Source organism: Streptomyces sp. N50, assembly GCF_033335955.1.
In the GTDB taxonomy this organism is placed as follows: domain Bacteria; phylum Actinomycetota; class Actinomycetes; order Streptomycetales; family Streptomycetaceae; genus Streptomyces.
Genome location: NZ_CP137549.1, coordinates 7,318,691 through 7,341,095, shown reverse-complemented (window position 1 = coordinate 7,341,095; position 22,405 = coordinate 7,318,691). Strand labels below are relative to the sequence as shown.

Sequence of the window (22,405 nt, the reverse complement as noted above, 5' to 3'; positions counted from 1 at the left end):
GATCTCGGCCGAGTCTGCATGGATGAACCACCGAAGTTACGCGGAGATGGTTGTTTGAATCATCTTCGCGGTGTCAGGATGGGCGCTCCGCCGAGCCTCTGGTAGGAGACCCATGCGCGTCACCGCTGCCCTGTCGACCGAGCTGTTCGTCGGCACCGCCGAGCATCCGCTCCAGGTGGTGGCCGCCGAACTCGCCCATGTCCCCGGCCGGCCGGTCCGTCTCACGGTCGAGGGCCCCGGCCTGCACGGCACCGCGGAGACGGTCGTGGGCGAGGACGGCACCGCGCACGTCGAGATACCCGTGACCACGGACCTCGCGCCCGGCGAGCGGTGCGCGATCGAGGTGACGGCGGCCGACGGCGACCAACTGGCCACGCTCACCGCCGAGTTCACGGCCGCAGAACCCGGCTGGACCATGTTCATGGTCAGCCACTTCCACTACGACCCCGTCTGGTGGAACACCCAGGGCGCCTACACGGAGACCTGGGACGTGGCCGACGACCCCGCCACCACCGGCCTCCCGGCCCGCACCTTCGACTCCCGCGGCCAGTCCGGCATGAGCCTCGTCCGCGCCCACTGCGACCTGGCCCGCCGCGACCCCGCGTACACCTTCGTCCTGGCCGAGGTCGACTACCTCAAGCCGTACTGGGACGCCTTCCCCGAAGAGCGGGCCTTCCTACGGGAGTTGATCCGCACCGGCCGCGTCGAGATCATGGGCGGCACGTACAACGAGCCCAACACCAACCTCACCGGCGCCGAGGCGACCGTACGCAACGCCCTGTACGGGGACGGCTTCCAGCGCGGCATCCTGGGCGCGACCCCTGAAACCGCCTGGCAGCTGGACGCGTTCGGGCACGATCCGCAGTTCCCCGGGTTGATGGCGGACGCGGGAGTGACCTCCAGCTCATGGGCGCGTGGACCGTTCCACCAGTGGGGCCCGACCCTGTCCGTGTTCGGCGAGGAGCCGCGCGACCCCCAACGCATGCAGTTCCCGGCCGAGTTCAGCTGGATCGCCCCGTCCGGGCGCGGCCTGCTCACCGCCTACATGGTCAACCACTACGGCGCGGGCTGGGCGATCGACAACGCCCCCACGCTCCCTGAGGCGGAAGCAGCCGCACTCAAGCTCTTCACGGGGCTGAAGAAGGTCGCACTCACCCGCAACGTGCTGCTCCCGGTCGGCGGTGACTACGCACCCCCGTGCCGCTGGGTGATGGACATCCACCGCGACTGGAACGACCGCTACGTCTGGCCGCGCTTCGTCAGCGCGATCCCCCGGGACTTCTTCGCCGCCGTCCGCGCCGAGTTGGCCGAGGAGGGCCGCAAGGCGTCCCCGCAGACCCGGGACATGAACCCGATCTACACCGGCAAGGACGTCTCCTACATCGACACCAAGCAGGCGCAGCGCTACGGCGAGACCCTCCTCGCCGACGCCGAGGCCTGGGCGACATTGGCCTCGCTCGTCGCCCAACACCCTTACCCCGACGCCGCGTTGGACAAGGCCTGGCGGCAGCTCATCTACGGCGCCCACCACGACGCCATCACCGGCTCCGAGTCGGACCAGGTGTACATCGACCTGATGACCGGCTGGCGTGAACTGTACGACCTGGCGGAGGCGGTGCACGCCGACGCGACGGCCGCCCTGGCCGGGAAGGTGGCCCGACTGCCCGGCAGGACCGACGACTTGGTCGTGTTCAACGCGGCGACCTGGGAGCGCCGGGATGTCCTGACGGTCGCCGACCCGGGCCGCGTCCCGCTGGACGACACCGGCCTGCCGCTGCCCGCCGTACGCGAGGGCGACCAACTCCACGTCGTCGTACCGGAGATCCCCGGCATGGGCCTCAAGGCCCTCCCGCTCGCGGAGGGTTCGGTGCCCGAGTGGACGCCCGGCGAAGGCCTCACCATCCGCAACGAGTTCTACGAGCTGACGGTCGACCCCGCGCGCGGCGGTGGCGTCAGCAGCCTGCGCGAACTGGCCGAGGACGGGCGGGAGTTGCTGCGCGACGGTGATATCGGCAACGAACTCGTCGTACAGGAGGAGTACGCGCGGCACCCGCGCTTCGGTGAGGGGCCGTGGCATCTCACGCCGACCGGGACCACCGCCGCACGCAGCCGGGACGCCACCGCCGAGGTCGAGGTCGAGCACTCCCCCGCCGGTTCACGGATCACCGTCACCGCCGACCTTGGACCGTTCCAATACACCCAGCGACTGACGCTGTGGGCCGGGGTCCCGCGCCTCGACGTGACGACCACCGTCGACGGTTACGACGGCGCCGACCGGCTGATCCGGGTGCGCTGGCCGTCCGATGTGACCGGCGGGCTGCCGGTGCACGAGGTGGCGGACGCGGTGATCGGGCGTGGGTTCGGCTTCGTGGAGGTGGACAGCGAGCAGTTCCCGTGGACGCTCGACAACCCGGCGAACACGTGGTTCGGGCTGGGATCCACCGCGCGGGTCGCGGTACGGGACGAGTCGGGGCGGCTGCTCGGACACCGGTCCATCGGGGTCGCCGAACTCGTCTACGCCGACTGGGACGAGGCCGGTGAACTCGGTGCCCCGCTCGCGGCCGCGCTCGTCCGCGCCGGGGTCACCGCGACCTCGACGATCGCGGGCGGCCCGCGCTACGGCGACCTCGAAGTCGACTCCAATCTCCCGGACTTCCGCATCGCCGTGGGCGCGCCCGAGCGCAACTCCGTGGTCGCCGAGGCTCTCGGCTGGGACCCGGCGGCGGGGCGCGAGGTGCGCAGGCAGCTCTCCGAGCAGGGTGTGGCCACGGTGTGGGTCGCGCCGCGTGCCGGGCTGCGCGAGGAGTGGGTGCCCGGGGCCGATCTGCGCGACCTCGAACGGCTGCCGCTGCTCGTGGTCGCGGGCGCCCGCCCCGAGGACGACGCCAAGGCGGTCGACGCGCTGATCGCCGACCTCGACGACGCGGTCCTCACGGCCACGGCGGCGGGCGGCTGCGAGGCGTTGCCGCCGGGCGACGCCTGGGACGGCCGTAGCTTCGCCGTCCTCAACCGGGGCACACCCGGCTGTGTCGTCACCTCATCCGGCGACCTCTACATGTCCCTCATGCGCTCCTGCACGGGCTGGCCCTCCGGCATCTGGGTCGACCCGCCGCGCCGCACGGCACCCGACGGTTCCGCCTTCCAACTCCAGCGCTGGACGCATGAGTTCGAGTACGCGGTGGTCGCGGGGGCCGGTGACTGGCGTGAGGCGCGCTTGCCCCAGGCCGGACATGAGTTCAACCACCCCCTCACGGCACGCCTGCGGACCTCCGCCCCTGCCGCTGCCGAACAGGGCGCCCTGCCAAGGAAGTTCGCCCTGCTCGCCCTGGAACCGGCGGGCGAGGTCGTCCTCGACGCCCTCAAGCCGCTCGGCTCGCCACTCGCCCGGGGCAGCGCGGTACCGGTCGACCCGGGGCGCGGTGTCGTCGTACGGATGCACGAGGTGAACGGTCGGCCGGTGCGGGCCCGGATCCGTGGGCCGCGCGACTGGGCCGGGGGCGCCCGAGCTGACGTACTGGAGGCGCCCGGTGAGGAGTTGACGCCGGAGCGGGACGGCGGGCTCGCAGTCGATCTGACCGGGTTCGAGGTCGCGACGGTGCTGGCGACACCCGGCGAGGCCTCCGAGGCCTCAACCCACCCCGGAATCGCGGCAGATGAGCCCGCGCAACCCGTCCACACCCGCTACTGGCTCCACAACTCCGGCCCCGCGCCCCGGGGAAACATGCCGGTGTCGGTGTACCTCTCCCCCGGCACCCTCACCGTCTCCGGACCCGTCACAGCGACCGTCCGGGTCGGCTCGGAACTCACCGACGCGCCGGTGTCGGGCACGGTGAGCATCGAGGTGCCGCCCGGCTGGACCGCCCAACCCGCCGAACTGCCCTACGCGTTGGGCCCCGGCGGCTTCACGCTGGCCGAGGTGACCGTGACCCCGCCGCCGGAACCGGAGCCCGGCCGGCACTGGCTCGCGGCGCGGTTGGAGTACGGCGGGCAGACGTACGAGGACGTCGTGGCGCTGGATGTTGCCGACGGGCAGTACGGGCCGACTCTGCTGTCCAGTCTGGGCGTCGAACGGATCAGCGTGCGCGCCGGCGAGCGGGTCCAGGTACCCGTGAACCTCCGCAACACCACCCTTGGACCGGTCCACGGCACCCTCTGGGCCGTCTCCTCGTGGGGCACCTGGGCCGGAGTCGCCCCCGGCTGCCAGGGGTTCACGATCGCCGGGGGCGCGAAAGAGCAGTGCCTCATCGAGGTGGACGGTTCGGCGGTGCCGCCGGGGTCCTACTGGCTGCTCGCGAAGGTCGCCTGGAACGGGTGCGTCGCCTACACGGAGGCCGTCCCGCTGGAGGTGACGCCGTGACGGCGGAGCACGCGGCGGTGGTGCATGGCGAGATGGTCAGCAAGAGAAGGGTGGACGCACTGCTCAAGGGCGGATCGGCAGCGCCCCTCAGGGGCGCGGGGAACTGCGCGACCAGCCACGGCGGCACCGCAGACGACCGACATCATGCCGCGAGCCTCACAGCAGAGCGCCTCGCGCGGGCCGAACGGCAGCGGCGGCGGTGGGCGACCCAGGTGGTGGTCATCGACGAGCTGGCTCAACGGGCTTGCGCCGAGCGGGGGTTGGAGCCTCCCGACGAAGTGGCACCGGATCGGGTGCTCGCCGTCGCCGAGACGGACGTAGCCGATCTCGGCAGCATCGTCGCTGCGGCCCTCGCGCACTCCCCGGCCGCCCGGCTGCTGCTGGCCGAGCTGGAGGGCGAGCAGGAGGTCCCGGAGGCGGCCGTACGGGACTACTACGACCGGAACCGGGACCGCTTCCTGACCACGGAGGCGTTGCGGCGCGGTGTCGACCCGTTCGGCGGGGCGTCATCGGAGGACTTCGTGCCGTACGGGCAGGCCCGTGCGGGTGTCGCGCGGGAGTTGCGGCGGGCCGCTGGACGACGGGCCTTCTTCGGTTGGTTGGACCAGGCCAAGGCCGGAGTCGTGTACGCCGTGGGGCATGAGCACCCCGGCGATCCGGCGCACCCGGACCACGAGCACCGGCACTGATCACTCCCGGAACCTAAAAGCAACACGGGAACCCATTGACCTCCGATGAATTCTGGTCCACCTTTTCATCAATCGGAGTCGAAGTTGGTTAATTGAACCAGCTGTTGGCTGATGCTCAGGAGGGCAGCGATGCGCACAGGAAGACTGACCGGATCGATGGTGGGGATCATCGTCCTGACCCTGACGGCCGCCGGCTGCGGGCTGTCCGGCAGCTCGGGCGACAGCGACTCCACGGCGGGCGGCTGCAATGTGGACAAGGGCAACGTCGGGTCCGGGAAGCTCACCGGCGACGTGAAGGGCAGCATCACCTTCCAGACCACCAACTTGAAGAACGACTTCGGGAGCTTCTTCAACGGGGTCATCAAGTCCTTCGAGAAGGCGCACCCCGGGACGTCGGTGAAGTGGATCGACGATCCGGGCGACAGCACCTTCACCCAGCGCACCGTGGCCGACGCCCAGGCCTGCACGCTGCCGGACGTCCTCAACCTCAACGCGGAGACGGCGACGTCACTGACGAAAGCGGGCTATCTGCTCAACCTGGGCGTCAAGGACCCCTCGGTCGGCAAGCCGTTCGTCCCCGCGTTCTGGAAGTCCAGCACCTTCAAGGACGCCTCGGGCTCCGCGCTGCACACCGTGCTCCCCTGGTACACCGGCGGCATCGTCCTGACGTACAACACCGACCTGTTGAAGAAGGCCGGGATCGATCCCGCGAAGCCGCCGACGACGATCTTCGGGCTGTTCGCCGACTACGAGAAGATCGCCAAGTCGGCGAAGGGCAAGTACTACGCGACGATGGCCAATCCGATCTGGCGGATCCCGGCGGACTTCGACCAGATGAACATCAAGACCCTTTCCAGCGACGGGAAGTCGGCCGTGTTCGCCGACGATCCGCGCACCACGCAGTGGGTCGCGTGGATGGCGAAGCTGTACAAGGAGGGCGCGATGCCGAAGGACTCGCTGTCCTCCAGCAACGACCCGTCCACGCCGTACACGCAGGGCAAGGTCGCCTACGGTTCGACCAACCCGAGCTATGTGCGGTTCGTGAAGCAGAACAGCCCCTCGATCTACGCCAAGACGGCGGTCGGGCAGCAGCCCTTCGACGCGCTCGGGCACACCACCGGCGCCCCGCAGTACATCTCGGTCGCCGCGACCAGCAAACACGCCCCCGTGGCACTGGCGTTCGCGGAGTACCTCACCAACGCCGAGAACCAGACGGCGTGGGCCAAGGACCCGGACGTGGTGATCTTCCCGACCACGACCACCTCGCTGAACGACCCGTTCTTCCAGAAGGTCAGCGGCGACGACCCGTTCGCGCAGGCCCGCAAGCTGGTCGCCGACCAGCTCAAGACGACCACGGCCTACCAGACCGTCATCTCCCCGGCCGTGCAGACCGCGATCGTCTCCCAGGTGCAGCTGGCCATGCAGGGCAAGAAGAGCCCGGCGCAGGCCGTGAAGGACGCCCAGGCGAAGGCCAACGAGCTGCTGAAGCAGGCTGGTTGACAGTGGCGACGCAGACCGCGAAGCCGGTGACCGTGCCCGGTGCGGAGGCCGCCGTCTCCGCACCGGGCACGTCCCGCATACGTAAGCTCGCCCGGGCCGTCCTCCCCGGTCCCGCCCCCGGCGCCAACGGAGCGGCGCTGTACCGCCGTTGGTGGCTGCCCTGGCTCTGGACCGCGCCGGCGATCGTCTGCGCGGCGGTGTTCGGGGTGTTCCCGTTCCTCAACACGCTGCTGCTGTCGTTCACGGACGCCAAGCCGCTGGGCGGCGCCGCGGGCTTCGTCGGCCTCTCCAACTACACCCGGATGCTGGACGATTCGGACTTCTGGCTGGCGACCCGCAACAGCGTCCTGTACGCCGTGATCGTCGTCCCCCTGATGGTGCTGCTGCCGCTCCTGCTGGCCGTCCTGGTGGAGAAGAACCTCCCCGGCATCGGCTTCTTCCGCTCCGCCTTCTACACCCCGGTGCTCGCCTCCAGCGTGGTCGTCGGTCTGAGCTGGCAGTGGCTGCTGGCGGACGACGGACTGGTCAACACCTGGCTGGAGAAAGCCCACTTGATCCGGTCGGCGATCCCTTTCCTCTCCGACTCGTGGCTGATCCTGCTCTCCGCGATGGGGCTGACCCTGTGGAAGGGCCTCGGCTGGTACATGGTCTTCTACCTGGCCGCCCTCGGGAACGTTCCAAAGGAGCTGCACGAGGCCGCCTCGATGGACGGCGCCGGTGCCGCCCGCCGTTTCTGGCACATCACCGTGCCCGGCGTACGGCAGGCGATGATGCTGGTCGGCACCCTCACCGGCATCGGTTCGCTGCGCGTGTTCACCGAGATCTACATGCTCGGCAGCTCCACCGGCGGCCCCGGCGGCGCCGACCGCACGCTGCCCTTCTACATCCGTGACGTCGGCCTGGACCCCATCACCGGCAACGCGGGCTACGGCTCGGCGGTGAGCGTGGCGCTGTTCGTCCTGACCCTGGGCCTGACCCTGCTGGCGCAGCGCCTCACGAAGGAGGACGAGTCATGACGACGACCGCAGTGCGCCCCAAGTCCCGCCGTCTGACACCACGTTGGCGCGACTACGGCCGCCCCCGCGAACTCCTCGTCCGCTACCTGCTGTTGCTGATGGTCCTCGGCCTCACGGTCGGCCCGCTCATCTGGCAGCTCCTGGCCTCGCTCAAGGGCACCGGTGAGGACGTCTTCGGCGCGAACGCCTCCCTGCTGCCCCACCACCCGACCCTGCACGCGTATCGCGAGGTCTTCAGCCAGGTCCCGGTGGTGACGTACATCAGGAACAGCCTGATCGTCGTACTCCTGTCGGTGGCAAGCCAGTTGCTGTTCTCCACCACCGCCGGCTACATGCTCTCCAAGCCCGCCTGGAAGGGTCGCAGGGCGGTCTGGATCCTCCTCGTCGCCTCGATGATGTTCCCCTTCGAGTCGATCATGGTGTCGCTCTTCCTGAGCATCCGCGACCTCGGCCTGGTCGACAACGTGGTGGGCGTGTGGCTGCCCGGCTTCGTCGGCGCGATCAACGTCCTGCTGATGCGCGGCGCGTTCCTCGCGGTACCGCGCGAGATCGAGGACTCCGGGATGCTGGACGGCGCGAGCGAGTGGCAGCGGTTCCGCCACCTCTATCTCCCGTCCGCGTGGGGCGCGATCATGGTGGTCACCATCAACACCTTCATCAGCGCCTGGGACGACTTCCTCTGGCCCCTGATCGTCCTGCGCTCCGAGGACCACATGACGCTGACGCTGGGCCTTTCGCGGCTGCAGAGCTCGTCGTTCGGCTACGACCAGCGGGTGGTGATGGCGGGCTCGGTGATCTCGGTGATCCCGGTGCTGGTGCTGTTCGTCATCACCCAACGCTGGTTCTACAAGGGCGTGTCGGCGGGAGCGGTCAAACTCTGAGCCGTACGACGACGGGCTCGACGGCGAGCGCCTCCCGCGCCGATTGCGCGACCCGAACCTCCACGGCACCGACCTGCTCCAACTGGTCGGTGCCGAAGGGGATCTCGACCCTACGACTCTCCCCCGGGGCCAACTCGACTGCCTGGAAGGCGTGCAGTTCGAGCGTGCGCGGCCAGACCGGGGTGAGCAATCGCCGGATGTACACCTGGACGACCGAACGCCCCTGCCGCTTCCCGGTGTTGGTGACGTCGACCTCGATCGCGTCCCCCGCGACGCGCGGCGGGCCGTACTCGAAGCTCGTGTAGGACAGCCCGTGCCCGAAGGAGTAGCGCGGCTCGGCGTCGGCGTCCACGTAACCGCCGTACTCGGTGTCCTTGTGGTTGTAGTAGACGGGGAGTTGGGCCACCGAGCGGGGGATGGAGACGGGCAGGCGGCCGGTCGGCTCGGCGCGGCCGAGCAAGACCTCGGCGATGGCCTCGCCGCCCCATGGGCCGGGGTACCAGGCAGTGAGCAGGGCGCCGGCATGTTCGGGGACGACGTGCGGGCGGCCCTGGATCAGAACGACCGCCGTGGGTGTACCAGTAGCGGTGACCGCGTCGAGGAGGGCGAGTTGTGCGCGGCCCAGGCTCAGGCCCGCGAGGTCGACGCCCTCGCCGCAGGTCATCTCCGAAACGGCGTTCCGTGCGGCCCCGTTGGCGTCGAAGTCCGTGTCGGGGGTACGGGCGCTGCTGCCGCCGAGCACCAGCACCGCCAGGTCGGAGGCGGCGGCTGCGGCGACCGCCTCGGGGATGCCGGAGAGGTCGTAGCCGGTGAGGGCGCAGCCGGGGGCGTGGCGGATGTCGGTGCCGGGTGGGGCGAGTTGGCGTAGACCGTCGAGGACGCTGGTACCGGTTCCGGGGTGCTGGGGTGCGGTGTAGTCGCCCAACTGGTGTGCGGTGGTGGCCGATTGGGGGCCGATGACCGCGATACGGGAGGCCGTTGCCGGGACGGGCAGGATTCCGCCGTCGTTGTGGAGGAGGGTGACGGAGGCTCGGGCGAGGGCGGTGCTCAGTTCCCGGCCTTCGTTCGGGGGCGGCAACTCGGTTGTGCTGTAGGACTGTTCGAAGAGACCGAGTTGGAACTTCAGGCGGAGCACGCGGGCCACGGCCGCGTCGACGGTCTCCTCGCTCACCAGCCCCCGCTCGACCGCCTCCTCCAGATGCGTGAAGCCCTCGTCCCACAGGCTCAGGTCGACACCGGCGTTGAGCGCGAGGGCGCCCGCCGAGACCTTGTCGCCGGTGATGCGGGCCAGGCGGTCCACGGCGAGGCCGTCGGCCATGACCAGGCCCTCGAAACCCCAGTCCTCGCGCAGGAGTTGGGTCAGCAGGGCGCGATTGCCGGAGCAGGGCAGGCCGTCGACCTCGTTGTACGCCGACATGAGGGCGGCGGCGCCCGCGCGGACTCCGGCGCGGGCGGCGGGGAGGTGGATCTCATGAAGTTCACGGAGGCCGAGTTCGGACTCGGCGGAGTTGCGGCCGCCGACTGTGGCGCCCTGGCCGGCGAAGTGCTTGAGGACTACGGGGGCTTTGTCGGGAGCGAAGCGGGCTGCGGTGACCGGCGGCTTGTCCGGTGCGAACCCCGTTTGTGCGACGGGGACTTGGCCGGACGCGGATCCCGCGTGTGCGACGGGTACTTGGTCGGCCGCGGACCCCGCCGTCATGTCACCCTGCATGCCCCTCACGAGCGCCTCGGTGAGGCGGGCGGCGAGGCGCGGGTCCTCGCCGAAGCACTCCTCCGTGCGGCCCCAGCGCGGGTCGCGGGCGATGTCCAGGGCGGAGACGAGGGCCAAGTGGCCGCCACGGGCGCGGAGTTCGGCGGCGGCGTGGGCAGCGGCACGCTCGTACAGGTCGGGGTCCCAGGTGGCGCCGACGGCCAGGTTGACCGGGAGGACCGTGCCGTCCAGGGCCATGTGGCCGTGCGGAACCTCCTCGACGAACAGCGCAGGGATGCCGAGTCGGCTGCTCGCGATGACATGGCGTTGCACCAACTCGGCCAGGGCGGCGCTGTCCTGGGCGCCGGGGCCGTTGGTGTGGTCGACGCCGGACCAGGCGTCGGCGCGGAACAGGCCGTAGAGCGCGCCGAGTCCGGCGAAGCGGTCGGTCTCGGCACGGAGGGCGTCGGTGAGTTCGTAGCCCCCGGCCGTGCGGCGGTAGGCATTCCAGCCGTACATCCGCTGGTTGAGCTGGCCGACCTTCTCGCGCAGGGTCATGCGGGCGAGGAGGTCGGAAACCCGCGTGCCTATGGGGGCGTTGGGGTCGCGGTAGACGGGGGTGGTGGGGTCGGTCATCGGGTGTCACCGTCGTAGGCGAGTCGGGCGAGGGCGACCGCGCCCCGGCAGCCGTCGGGCACCCAGTCGAGGGTGAGGCCGAGGGTGTGGAGGCGGGCGGTGAGGGGGGTCGTCAGCGGGCCTTCGGGGCCGAGCAGGCCGCCGGTGGCGACGATGCGCTCGCCGGGGCCCGGCTCCAACGCCCTTACCGTGTCGGTCAGTTGGTCTGCCGCCTCGTCGAGGATGCCTTCCGCCACGGTGTCCTTCTCCCTCGCCGCCTCGACCACCAGTGGGGCGAACCGGGCCAGGCGGATGGGTAGTTCGGCCATCACGGCGGGGAGTACGTGCATGCGGTAGACCTCGCGGTGGTCGCGGGACCAGTCGCCGTCGGCGGGCAGGGCCTCGTCCGGTACCCCGAGTGCCTGTCCGACGGACCCGGCCAGCACGGTCGTAGGGCCGCGTCCGTCCGCCATGCGCAGGGCCGCCCTTACCGCGCTCCGGCCGATCCAGAAGCCGCTGCCGTCGTCGCCGAGGAGCCAGCCGTCGCCGTCCACGCTGGTCGTGGTGCGGCGGTCGGTGATGCGCAGGGCGACCGCGCCGGTGCCGGCGACCAGGGCGAGGCCGTCGGCCGGGGTGCCGGGGGCGGAGGCGAAGGCCGCCTCGATGTCGCTGCAGACGCGGATGCGATCGGCGGGGATGCCGAGGCGTCGCAGCGCGGCGGTGAGGGCGGTGCGGGCGTTGACGTGTCCCGGGTCCTCGGCGGAGGCGGCCGTGGCGCCCGCGAAGCCGCCGGAGACAGCGACCACCCGGGCGCGGGCCGCCTCCGGGACGGCCTGTCCGATCGCCTCGACCAGGTGGTCGGTGAGGCGCGGGACCGGGACGGTCAGGGCGTTGCCGGGGCCGGCCGCGCCCTCGCCGAACGCGCGCCCGTCCTCGGCGGCGGCGAGGACGGCGCGGGTCCGGGTGCCGCCCGCGTCGAGACCGACGACGAAGTCACCGGTGAATTCTTGGTTCAAATCATTGCTCATCACTGACTATGGTGGTTGATACATTCGCGCAGAACAAGAGCCGACGACACAGTCGACACAGACAGGGCAAGACCGGACCTGGGGAGGATCCCATTCCTACGCTCCGCTTCGGCGTCAACTACACGCCGCGCCGCGGCTGGTTCCACTCCTGGCACGACTTCGACCCGGCGCACGCCCGCGAGGATCTGGCCCAGATAGCCGGCCTCGGCCTGGACCATGTCCGGATCTTCCACCTCTGGCCGCTGCTCCAGCCCAACCGCACGCTGATCCGCCGGACGGCCGTGGACCAGCTGGTGCACCTCGTCGACCTGGCGGGCGAGGCGGGTCTCGACGTCCTCGTCGACGGCGTCCAGGGCCATCTGTCGAGCTTCGACTTCTACCCGGAGTGGACCCGCAGCTGGCACCACCGCAATGTCTTCACCGACCCGGAGACGATCACCGCCCAGGCGGAGCTGATGCGCACACTGGGCAGCGCGCTGGCCGACCGCCCGAACCTGATCGGGCTCCAACTCGGCAACGAGCTCAACAACTTGGTGGAGCACAACCCGGTGACGGTGGCCGAGGTGGACCACTATCTCGACACCCTGCTGGCCGCCGCGCGGGAGAATCTGCCCGCCGATCGCCTGGTCACGCACTCCGCGTACGACGCCGCCTGGTACGGCGACGACCACCCGTTCACCCCGGAGGCCTCGGCCCGCAAGGGTGATCTGACCACCGTCCACCCGTGGGTGTTCTCCGGCGACTGTGCCCGCCGGTACGGGCCGCGCTCCCCGCAGGTGCTCCATCTCGCCGAGTACGGAACGGAGTTGGCCAAGGCGTACGCCACCGACCCGGCCCGCCCGGTCTGGGTCCAGGAGACCGGCGCGCCCGAACCGCACATCCCGGCGGCCGACGCCCCGGAGTTCGCGCGGGCCACCGTGCGCAACGCGGCCGAGTGCGAAGGCCTCTGGGGGGTGACCTGGTGGTGCTCGCACGACGTGGACCGCTCGCTCGCCGACTACCCCGAACTCGAGTACACGCTGGGCCTGTTCGACTCGGCGGGCCGTCCCAAGCCCATCGCCGAGGCCTTCGCCGAAGCGATCGCGGAGCCGCACACCGTCCAACTCCGGGAGACCGCCCTGGTGTTGGACTGCACCCCGGGCACCCGCTCGGTGTCCGGGCCGGGAGGGGCGTACTTCGAGGAGTGGATGCGGCTGCGCGCGGAGGGTCTCCGGCCTGCGGTGGTCCTGGCCGAACGGGCTGAGGACGCAGGGTACTTGGCGGTGCGGGGCATCAAGGACGTCGTACGGCCGGTGTGACGGAGGCCGCGACCGTCAGGTGCCCGGCGGTCACAGGCCCGCCAACACCTCAGCGACGGCACGCAGGTTGACCCGCCCGCGCCCGTAGGAGCAGAGGGCGCCGCCCTCCGGCAACCCCGTGTCGACCAGGACGGCGTCGGGACGCCGGGCCACGAGCGTGTCGCGCAGCCGGGCCTGCCAGGGGTGCAGGCCGGCGTCGGACGTGGCGACGACCAGCGGCGCGCCCGCCCGTACGATCCCGTCGACGAGGGCGGCAGGGTTGGCCGGTTCCGTGTTGAGCGCGGTGCCGGTGGCCGTGGGGTCGATCGCGCGGAGTTCGGTGAGGAGGTCCTCGCCGCCCCAGTTCAGGGCGGGGTGCGGGGCCGGGAACAGGTCGACGACGTGGGCGCCGCGCAGGGGCGGGGGCAGGGTCCGGGCGCGTACGGCGCGCCGGGCCGCCTCCAGGCCGGCGTCCGCGTCCCAGGCGGTGACCGTGCGGCGCGGGGTCGCGTACCGCTCGGCGAGCCGTCGTACCCGCCCGGCCGCCTCCCACACCCGCTCCTCGGGCAGCACGTGCGAGTGGAGCGCGTCGAGGACGGCGTCGCGGCACGCCAGGGTGACGTCCAAGTCCGGTACGGCGACGATGACTTGGTCCGCTCCGGCGGCGAGGGCGATACGGGCCCCGGCGGCCTCGCCGTACGCGTCGGCTATCGCCTTCATCTCCAGGGCGTCGCTGACGAGGACGCCGTCGAAGCCGAGTTCGAGGCGGAGCAGATCGCCGAGGATGCGGCGGCTGAGGGTGGCGGGGCGGTTGGCGTCCAGGGCCGGGAAGACGACGTGGGCGCTCATCAGCATCGGTACGCCCGCGTCGATGGCGGCGCGGAACGGGGCGAGGTCGACGAGGAGTTCGTCGTACGGACGCGGGTCTGTGGCGACACCGTGATGGCTGTCGGTGATTGTGCCGCCGTGGCCCGGGAAATGCTTGGCACAGGAGGCGATGCCGCGTCCGTCGGTGGCGGTGATCCAGGCGCGCAGATGGCGGGCGGCCAGAGCGGGATCGGCGCCGAAGGAGCGGGTGCGCACGATCGGGTTGCGCGGTTGGTGCTGAAGGTCGGCGACGGGTGCGTACGAGGCGGTGATGCCCAGTGTGGCGAGGTGACCCGCGAGCGCGTCGGCGCAACGGGCGGTCAGGGCCGGGTCGTCGACGACCCCGAGGGCGTAGGAGCCGGGAGCGTCCGGGGCGCCCGCGCTCACCAAGTGGCCGATTCCGCCGCCCTCGTTGTCGATGGCCACGAGCAAGTCGGGGCGGATGGAGCGGAGTTGGTCGGTGAGCCGGCGCACCTGCCCGGCGTCGCGCACATTGCGGGTGAACAGGATGACGCCGCCGAGGCCGCGGTCGATGAGCCGCTTGAGCGGGTCCGGCACGGTCGTCGCGCCCTCGAACCCGGCGACCAGACAGCGGTGGGCCGCCTCGTCGAGGTCGACGGGCAGGGCGGTGACGGCGGCGGACGTACGCTCGGCGTGGGTCATACTGGAATTCAAATGGCTCGCTCAACCTAAAGTCAACAAACCGATGGATTGTTGATTCAGGCAATGATCTGGGGTGGTGGCGTGGATGGTGGAGCGGGCAGTGGAGTGAGCGGTGTCACGGATGATGCCGATGGGGCGGATGGTGCGCCCGGGGCGGCCACCCGGGCTCTTCAAGCCATGCACGCCGTCCGCGTCGCCCAGCCGCCCGCACCCCTTCCGCTGACGGACACCGCGACGTCATACCGGACGGGAACGTTTCGCAACGTGTCCCTGCTTCCGCTCGAAGAGATCCCCGGGCCGCTCCCCGTCTCCACCCCCGGCCCCGCTCCCGCCCCCGTCCCCTTCCGCCTCCCCTCCGCGGCGCGCCTCGCCACCAGGATCCTGACCCTGCTGCCCCTGCTGCTGATCGCGGTGTGGGCGGCGGTCGACTGGCGTGCCATGTACGACGGCACGGCCCGGCTCGCCTCCGCCGACCCCTGGTGGCTGCTCGCCGCGTTCTTCTTCACCTGCCTCGGCTGGGGCACCGCCGCCCTCGTCCGCCAGGGTGCCGTGCCCGAACGGCTGCCGACCGGGCTGCTGATCGCCTCGCAGTTCGCCGCGGGCGCCGCCAACCACGCGCTGCCGGCCAGCATCGGCGCCCACGCAGTGACGCTGCGCTTCCTCCAGGGCCGCGGCATCCCCCTCGCCCGCGCCACCGCCTCGCTCGCCCTGTACTCGCTCGTCAGGCCGATCGCCAAGACCATCGTCCTGATCGCCTTCCTCATCGCCTTCCCCGAGATGTTGAGGTTCGGCCAACTCGTCCCGCGGGGCTGGTCGTTGGTCCTCGCCTTCGGCGGGCTGGGCATCGCCTTCGGCACGGCCGCCCTGCTCCTGGCCGTCGTCCCCCCGCTGCGCCGCCCGGTCCTGCGCTGCTTCCGCACCGCCCTGACCGACGTACGTCAGCTGCACACCATGCCCAGCCGCATCCTCGCCCTGTGGGGCGGAGCGGCGGCGGCGCCGGTGCTGCAGGCGACCGTGATCTTCTCGGTCGGCGCCTCACTCGGCATGCCGCTGTCCTGGCCCCAGGTCGTCCTCGCGTTCCTCGCCGCCAGCACCGCGGTCGGCGCCGTTCCCGCACCCGGCGGGATCGGTCCCGTGGACGCGGCGACGGTCTTCACGATGGTCGCGTTCGGCGCCCCCATGGACCTGGCCACGGCGAGCGTCATCGGCTACCGGGTGCTGACGGTGTGGGTGCCGCTGCTGCCGGGGGCGCTGATGCTGTCGGCGCTGGTCCACCGGAAGGTGCTGTGACCTTGCCGCGAGCGGCGCATTCGCCGACGAGGCTGTACCGAGGTTCGCCATCGGCATCTGTAGTGTGCCGAAATGACAAGAAGCGAGCGGCTCGCGGAGCAGTTGGACTGGTACTGGCACAAGAACCTGCGGCCGCGGCTGGACGGTCTTACCGATGAGGAGTACTTCTGGGAGCCGGTGCGCGGCTGCTGGAACATCCGACCGCGTGGCACGTCGGCCGCACCGATGTCGGAGGGTTCTGGGGAATGGACGATGGACTTCGCGTCCCCTGACCCGGTGCCGGCGCCCGTGACCACGATTGCCTGGCGGCTGGCGCACATCATCGTCGGCTGCCTGGGCTATCGGGTCGGATGGTACTTCGGCGGCGGGGACGTCGAGTCCGAGACATTCGCCTACGCGGGGACCGCCGATGAGGCGCTGAAACAGCTCGACGAGATGTACGGGCGATGGAACGCGGGGGTCCGCGAGCTCTCGGACGCGGACCTGGAGAATCCGCCCGCGGTGGGTCCCGAGCGGTTTCCCATGGAGAACAGGGTCCTGCACGTCAACAGGGAGCTGATCCATCACGGCGCCGAGATTTCCCTGCTGCGCGACCTCTACCGCTGGCAGGACGGGGCCGTACCGCACCGAGTATGACGTTCCGGTGAGTGGGCGGGGGTACGACCGAAATCCCCTTGTACGACGGCCCGTTCCACGTCTAACGTCCCTGCTCATCGGCGTGTAGCTCAGCAGCAGAGCACCGGGCTCTTATCCCGGAGGGCGCAGGGGCAGGACCTGCCACGTCGGCTTATGGATGACGACGCTGACCAGCAGCACCTCACCGCCAACCCCGGCTATGCCCAGGGTCAGTTGGCCAAGGCCTTCACGACCGCGCTCACCCACGAGGACGCCGACACCCGGCGGCGCGCGGAGGGCCGCGTGACGCGCTGGCGTGCCGTGCTCGCGGGGATGTCCGGCGGCCTGCTGTCGATCGGTTCGCGCACCCCGGTGGCCGGGCTCCCGGCCTGGGTCACCCCCGAGGTGGTGCACGGCGGCTTCGCCACGGGCACCCCGGGCGCGGGCGGCCCGCTCCAGCCGTACGAGACACGGCTCGCGGAGCGGTTCGGCGTGCCCGCGGACCGGCGGGCGCTGTTCGCGCACTGTCTCACCGACACCGGACTCACCTGGCTGTGGGGGCAGTTGAACAGCGGGCGGTACGAGGTGACCGTGCCCGAGGAGGGCGCGCTGCTCACCATGGCCTGGCTGGTACGGCACGGGGAGACGGCCGCCGCGCTGGACCTGGTCGCGGAGTTGGAGCCGTTCGCGGATCAACTCCGTTTCCTGCCACGCCCATCGGCCGGTCGGCCCGTGTCGGACGCCTCCGACGCGCTGCACCGCCGTACCGTCTCCGACACCGTGGACCGACTGGTCCGGCGGCGTCCCAACACGGCCGTGGAGACACAGCGCGAGGCACTCGCCGTATGGCAACCGTTCGGGGACGAGTTGCTCGTCCACTGGCTGGAGACGGCGGGCGGGGAGGACGGGCGGGCGCTCGAACTCGCCCCGGACGCCGACTGGTTGGCGCGGGGCTCCGCACTGTTGAGTCGTTACCGGCAGCTGGCCGAGGAGCACACGCACTGCGGGAAGCACCGTAACCCCAAGGAGAACCTGGGCATTCTGCGCGGCGCGCTCGAAGAGACCGTCGCCGGACGGCAGTTGGACGCGCGGCACCTCGGGCTGCTGCGGCACGCCATCGCGTCGATGGTGCGGCGGCGCGGTCTGCCGGGCTCGGCCCCGCACGCGGAACTGCGCCGGGTACAACGGGCCCAGGCCGCGCTCCCCTCCCACCACGCCCTGGCGCAAGTGGTGGTGGGCCGCCTCGCCGTGCTGCCCCAGGAGTCGGGCATCGCCGACCTGGCACCTGTACTCGCCCCTGTCTCCGAGCCGGAGGAGCGGGAGACCGGCCTGCCCGCCGGTGCTCAACTCCCGACCGTGCTACGGCGGGTGGTCGAGGGCGCGCTGAGCGCACCGGTAGCCACCCTTGTGGAGCGGGGAGTCGTCCCCTCGGCCGAGGTACTGGCAGCACTGGTACCGCAGTTGGTCGCCGTCACCACCGCACGGAGCTACGACGACCCGGCGCTGCGGACTCTGATGGCCGCGAACTACCGCGCGTTCCGCAACCGCCGTTCGCTGCTCCTGCTGAACCTGGAACGGCAGGTCCGGATCGAGGAACTGCCCTGGGTACGGGCGGTGGCCGCACAGCGCGGCGACGGCACCGCCGAAGCGGCCCTGCTGCTAAGGCAGTTGGGCGAGCTGGCCGTGCGCGGGTTCCCGGGCACGATCCTGCCCAACCCGCTGGTACGCGAACTCGGCGTGCTCGCCCGCCAGTCGGAGCTGGGCGCCCCGCTGGTGGAGGAGCTGGCCGCGGACATCTTCATGGACGCCTTCGGCCCCAAGTTCCTTGTGGCGGCGGGGATCGCGGGCGAGCTGCTCGCCGGTTCGCTGTACGAGCGGTACTACGGCATCGACTACGCGGCGATCCGCGAACTGGCGCTCGCCGAAGGGGCCGTAGCAGCGGGTGGGTCGTCGGTCCGGCGCGACGGAGGCCGGGCCGGTTCCCGGACGTCCCCGGGGTTCGCGCGGCTGTGCGCGGAGCGGGCCGCGGCGGCGTCCTCGGCACCGGGCCGGTCGAAGTCCGGTTCCTCGCCGAACTCCGGTTCCTCGTCCGGGTCCCGGGTGGCGGCCAACGGCAAGGTGATCGAACAGTCCCAGATCCTCACCACGCACAACCTCGCCACCCTGGTCCACCGCGTCGGCATCGCCCCCGAACCCGGCTGGGCCGACCTCGCGCGCCGCTGTTTCACCACCGTGTGCCGGCTGACGGCCCGGGTGCACCGCAACCCGTGGCCGTACCCCACGATCAAGGACACGGCGTACGCCTGGCGGCAGTTGGTGTTCCACCTGTCCCTCTGTGCGCCGGCTGAGCGGCGGCGGGTGCTCGACGACTTCGACGAGGAGGTGGCCCGGCACCCCACCCACGTCCTCATCCGCCTCGGCCCCGCCCTGGCGGGACTGCGGCTGGTCGCCGACGGCGGTTCCTTCGGCGCCGACGGTACCGCTGACGGGGGCCGTACCCGCCGCCTCCTCGGCTGGACCACGAACGGCCACTGGCTGGCGTCCGACCCTACGACCGGTGCGCCGCACGGGAGTTGAGAGCTACTGGCCCTCCGCCACCGCGCGCACCGCCGCCTCCGTCAAGGTCTTCGCGGTGGCTACGGCGCTGGCGATCGCCTCGTCGGGGGTGAGGCCGCACTGGTCGGTGAGGGTGAACAGGGCGTCCGAGGCCATGACCACCGCGAGGCCCCGCTTGAGCTGGGTGAACGCGTCCGGGTCCGTTTCGCCGAGAGTGGCCGCCAGGGGTGCGAGCGCGTGGTCGATGAGGCCGAAGCGGATGCCGGGGCGCATGTTCGCCGCGTCGGGGCGGACGATCGTCGCCGCCATCATCGCGCGCACCCCGCCCTGCCGGGCCAGGGTGCCGCGGAGCAGGAACTCGCAGGCGAACGCGATCCGTTCGACCGGGTCGCGGGAGTCGGCGACCGGGCCGAGCGCGTCGACGGGGTCGGGCCAGACGCCGGCCAGGGCCTCGCCGATCAGCGACGGGAGGTCGGGGAAGTAGCGGTAGGCGGTGGCCTCGGAGACCAGGGCGACCCGGGCCACCTCGGGCATCGTCACCTCGCTGCCCGTGCCGATCAGCCCGCGTGCCGCCTCGACGATCGCCGTACGGGTGCGCTTCTTCTGGTTGCTGCGGCCCGTGTCCGTCTGTGCTGTCGCCATCGGTGCGTCACTTCCCCGTATTCGCTCGTCGCTGCCGTCCGTCACCCCTACATTATCACGCTCAGCTCTCATTGTAAGAGCGAGCTTGCATAACGAGAGGTGCCCGACTAGCGTCCGTAGGGCGCGCCACCGCGACGAGCGCACAACTGGCGCCACACACAAGGGAGTCGGCGATGAACGAGGTTTCCGTGGTCGGTCCGGACGACGGCGAGTCGATCCGGCTGGGCCCGGTCACGATGCGCATCCTGGAGGACGGCAGCACCACCGGCCACCGGCTCGGCATCGGCGAGATCACCCTCGCCCCGCACACCCAGGGCCCGCCGCAGCACCGCCACGCCCAGCACGACGAGGGGTTCTACGTCGTCTCCGGCACCGTGCACTTCACCATCGGCGAGACCGTGCACATCGCGCCGGCGGGCACCCTCGCGATGATCCCGCCGGGTGCCCCGCACACCTTCGCCAACCCCGGCGACGAGCCCGCGGTGATGGTCAACACCTTCACGCCCGACCTGTTCGTGCAGTACTTCCGCGACCTGCGGGACATGATCGCGGGCGGCCGGGAGTTCAACACCGAGTCGACGATCGAGACGATGAGCCGCTACGGCACGGTCCCCGCGACCGACTACGCGTAAATCACCGCGCCCGACGCTTCATTGACCGCCCGTCAGGAACTGCCCGAGTTCGACGGACCGAAGAACTCGATCTCGGCGATGGCCACTTGCTTGCTCCCGGAGGCTCCGTAGGCGGACTCGACGGTGAAGCGGACCGACGTGACCGTGCCGACCCGGAAGGAGCGGCGCTGGGCTCCCGCCCCCTGGTCCAGGGTGATCTGGCGGGTGATCGTCTTGCCCTTGGCCGTGGTGATCACCGCCTCGATCCGGTGCGGGAGCGCCGACTGGCCGATCTGGTCGGGGCGGGTGGAGACACCCGGGGTGATCATCAGGTCCAGCAGCCGCGTCGGCTCGTCGAACTGCGCCTCCAGCCACTGCCCCTGGCCCGCCTGGCTCACCCCCGGCCCCCACCAGGTGTTGTTCAGCCGGTCGAAGGCCAGCTCCGGCTTGTGGCCCGGGAAGGAACGGGAGGCGCTGACGCGGTCCGGATAGACGGGCGCCCGCTTGGCGAAGTGGTCCTTGGTCGCGTCCACGGCACGCGGGATGTTGACGGCCAGCACGATCAGCAGGGTCAGTACGACCGCCGCGCCCACCCAGGTCAGCACCCGGTCGAAGGTACGGCGCAGCCGGGGCCGGTCCCCCGCCCACGGGATCTCACCGTTCCGGAACGCGAGCAGCCGCCGCCACCAGGGCAGTCGGCCGGGGGCGCGCTCCTCGCCGGCCATAGGCATCGCGCAGCGGGCGCAGTAGTGCCGGTCGGGGCGGTTCGCCGTGGCGCACCAGGGGCAGGGGATTCCGCCGGCGGCTCCCGGTTCGACGCCGGGTGCCCGTACGGACTGCGGGCGCGCGGCGACCGGGCGGCCGGGCAGGACCGGGGCCACGGACGGGGCCTGGCGGGGCTCCGGGTCGGAGACCGGGACGAGAAGGCGCCGGGCGCGCTCGGCCTCGGACTCCGGTTCCGGTCCCGGTTCCGGGGAGGTGGCGGGGACCGGTTGGGTGGGGGCGGTGTCGGTCGTGGAGGGGGTGCGGGCGGTGCCGCCGTCGTGGTTCGCGTACGGCGCGTCGGGGGCGGGCGCCGGGTCCGTGGTCGGGTGGGTCGTAGCGGCGCCGGACACGTGAGGAGTCGTAGAACCGCCGGACGCCTCGCCGCTCGCCGGCTCCTGCCGGGAGCCCGCTCCGACCGAGTCGTACGAGCCGCCGGCGGCCAGGGCGTCCAGACGCAGGGACAGGGCGTCGAGTCGGGCGGCGGGGTCGTCCGAGCCAGAACTCCCCTGCCCTGACTGCTCGTTCGTGCCCAGTGTGTCCCGGCGCGGGCGCGGCGGGCCCGCGCTGTCGGACTGGGGGAAGGCGTCCCAGCCCGGTTCGCCGGCGGCGCCCTCGCCGCGTTCGGCCGGGGCCCCGGTGCGGGCACCCGCGCGGTCCGTCCAGCTCAGGACGGCACCACAGGCGTCGCAGAACGACTGGCCCGGTTCCGCGCGGGTTCCGCATTCGGCGCAGCTCTGGGTGGTCGTCATCTCTCGGGGTTCCTTTCGGCGAGCACGGTGGCGGTCACCTGGACCGTGTACGGCATATGGGCGGGACGGGCGGCCGCCACGAGGGCGTCGAGGCGGTGGGTGTCCAGGGTGGTCGGCGCGGGCAGCCGCAGGTGGACGTGGAGCCGGGGGCTGCGTTCGCCTGGGACCGGTCCAAGCGGGCGGGCGTTCCAGTCCGCGGCGCCGCTCTCGGTGATCTCCGGTTCGGCCCCGAACGCCAGCCGGACGGCCTCGGCCAGTCCGCGCCGGGTGCCGCGGATGCGGTGCAGGTACGTCGCCGCGGCCACGGCGGCCCGCAGCCGCTCCTCCGGTTCACTGCCGTCGGTCTCGGCACCGACCCAACTCCCCAGCCACTGAACGAAGTCGAGGGGTGCCAGCGACGGCCGGAAGTACGTGTCGAGGCAGTCCAGCACACTCAGGATCGGCGCTACGACCTCGTCGAGCCCGGCGACGAAACGCTGGGCGAGGTCGTCGTCCGCGAACACGGCGGGCAGCATCGCCCCGATCGGCGCGGACGAGCCGAGGCCGTCAACTGATCCCCTCAACGCACGCCTCCCTGGCGGGAGTTGGCGAGAT

At 71.5% G+C, this 22,405-nt stretch carries 16 protein-coding genes and 1 tRNA gene; 11 read left to right on the top strand and 6 right to left on the bottom strand.

All coding sequences use genetic code 11. The features are described from left to right. The first annotated feature begins 112 nt into the window (after positions 1-112). From R2B38_RS32820 to R2B38_RS32800, 5 genes are all read left to right on the top strand, one after another. The gene (locus R2B38_RS32820; RefSeq protein WP_318019442.1) at positions 113-4,357 is read left to right on the top strand and encodes an NEW3 domain-containing protein; all 4,245 of its coding nucleotides are present in this window, start codon (positions 113-115) and stop codon (positions 4,355-4,357) included. A gap of 32 nt (positions 4,358-4,389) precedes the next feature. Then, entirely contained in the window at positions 4,390-5,046 is a 657-nt protein-coding gene (locus tag R2B38_RS32815; RefSeq protein WP_318021855.1) for a peptidyl-prolyl cis-trans isomerase, read from the top strand. Between the two features lie 129 nt (positions 5,047-5,175). Further along, positions 5,176-6,546, top strand: coding sequence for an extracellular solute-binding protein (locus tag R2B38_RS32810; protein ID WP_318019441.1), 1,371 nt, complete (start codon positions 5,176-5,178; stop codon positions 6,544-6,546). 2 nt (positions 6,547-6,548) lie between these two features. Continuing rightward, entirely contained in the window at positions 6,549-7,562 is a 1,014-nt protein-coding gene (locus R2B38_RS32805) for a carbohydrate ABC transporter permease (RefSeq protein ID WP_411978516.1), read from the top strand. Continuing rightward, on the top strand, positions 7,559-8,443 hold the full coding sequence (locus tag R2B38_RS32800) for a carbohydrate ABC transporter permease (RefSeq protein WP_318019440.1): 885 nt from the start codon (positions 7,559-7,561) through the stop codon (positions 8,441-8,443). The genes R2B38_RS32805 and R2B38_RS32800 overlap by 4 nt, the downstream gene beginning before the upstream one ends. Here R2B38_RS32800 and R2B38_RS32795 read toward each other — a convergent pair. Both R2B38_RS32795 and R2B38_RS32790 read right to left on the bottom strand, forming a co-directional pair. Continuing rightward, a complete protein-coding gene (locus R2B38_RS32795; RefSeq protein ID WP_318019439.1) occupies positions 8,433-10,769 on the bottom strand; it encodes a glycoside hydrolase family 3 N-terminal domain-containing protein in 2,337 nt (778 codons plus the stop codon). The genes R2B38_RS32800 and R2B38_RS32795 overlap by 11 nt on opposite strands. After that, positions 10,766-11,776 (bottom strand): N-acetylglucosamine kinase, encoded by a 1,011-nt coding sequence (locus R2B38_RS32790; protein ID WP_318019438.1) that lies wholly within the window; start codon positions 11,774-11,776, stop codon positions 10,766-10,768. Before R2B38_RS32790 ends, R2B38_RS32795 begins: the two co-directional genes overlap by 4 nt. A gap of 8 nt (positions 11,777-11,784) precedes the next feature. Between R2B38_RS32790 and R2B38_RS32785 the strand changes: the two genes are divergently transcribed. Continuing rightward, entirely contained in the window at positions 11,785-13,074 is a 1,290-nt protein-coding gene (locus tag R2B38_RS32785) for a cellulase family glycosylhydrolase (RefSeq protein WP_318019437.1), read from the top strand. A 30-nt stretch (positions 13,075-13,104) separates the two neighbouring features. Here the strand turns inward: R2B38_RS32785 and R2B38_RS32780 are convergent, their stop codons facing one another. After that, a complete protein-coding gene (locus R2B38_RS32780) occupies positions 13,105-14,583 on the bottom strand; it encodes a glycoside hydrolase family 3 N-terminal domain-containing protein (RefSeq protein WP_318019436.1) in 1,479 nt (492 codons plus the stop codon). Positions 14,584-14,847: 264 nt separating this feature from the next. Here R2B38_RS32780 and R2B38_RS32775 point away from each other — a divergent pair, with 264 nt between their 5' ends. The 4 genes from R2B38_RS32775 to R2B38_RS32760 all read left to right on the top strand — a co-directional run bounded on the left by R2B38_RS32775 (position 14,848) and on the right by R2B38_RS32760 (position 19,065). Next, a complete protein-coding gene (locus tag R2B38_RS32775; RefSeq protein WP_318019435.1) occupies positions 14,848-15,873 on the top strand; it encodes a YbhN family protein in 1,026 nt (341 codons plus the stop codon). A 72-nt stretch (positions 15,874-15,945) separates the two neighbouring features. Then, on the top strand, positions 15,946-16,509 hold the full coding sequence (locus R2B38_RS32770) for a DinB family protein (RefSeq protein WP_318019434.1): 564 nt from the start codon (positions 15,946-15,948) through the stop codon (positions 16,507-16,509). A 78-nt stretch (positions 16,510-16,587) separates the two neighbouring features. Then, a tRNA-Lys gene (locus tag R2B38_RS32765) sits at positions 16,588-16,659 on the top strand. Between the two features lie 3 nt (positions 16,660-16,662). Beyond that, positions 16,663-19,065 (top strand): hypothetical protein, encoded by a 2,403-nt coding sequence (locus tag R2B38_RS32760; protein WP_318019433.1) that lies wholly within the window; start codon positions 16,663-16,665, stop codon positions 19,063-19,065. A 3-nt stretch (positions 19,066-19,068) separates the two neighbouring features. On the opposite strand, the gene R2B38_RS32755 is transcribed toward R2B38_RS32760, so the two are convergent. Continuing rightward, positions 19,069-19,686 carry a TetR/AcrR family transcriptional regulator gene (locus R2B38_RS32755; RefSeq protein ID WP_318019432.1) on the bottom strand — a complete coding sequence of 206 codons (618 nt, stop codon included), beginning with the start codon at positions 19,684-19,686 and terminating at the stop codon, positions 19,069-19,071. A gap of 173 nt (positions 19,687-19,859) precedes the next feature. On the opposite strand from R2B38_RS32755, the gene R2B38_RS32750 reads away from it, so the two are divergent. Continuing rightward, the gene (locus R2B38_RS32750; protein WP_318019431.1) at positions 19,860-20,318 is read left to right on the top strand and encodes a cupin domain-containing protein; all 459 of its coding nucleotides are present in this window, start codon (positions 19,860-19,862) and stop codon (positions 20,316-20,318) included. A gap of 32 nt (positions 20,319-20,350) precedes the next feature. Here the strand turns inward: R2B38_RS32750 and R2B38_RS32745 are convergent, their stop codons facing one another. Beyond that, positions 20,351-21,811 carry an NADase-type glycan-binding domain-containing protein gene (locus tag R2B38_RS32745; protein WP_318019430.1) on the bottom strand — a complete coding sequence of 487 codons (1,461 nt, stop codon included), beginning with the start codon at positions 21,809-21,811 and terminating at the stop codon, positions 20,351-20,353. Then, entirely contained in the window at positions 21,808-22,374 is a 567-nt protein-coding gene (locus R2B38_RS32740) for a phage tail protein (protein ID WP_318019429.1), read from the bottom strand. The genes R2B38_RS32745 and R2B38_RS32740 overlap by 4 nt, the downstream gene beginning before the upstream one ends. Positions 22,375-22,405 lie beyond the last annotated feature (31 nt).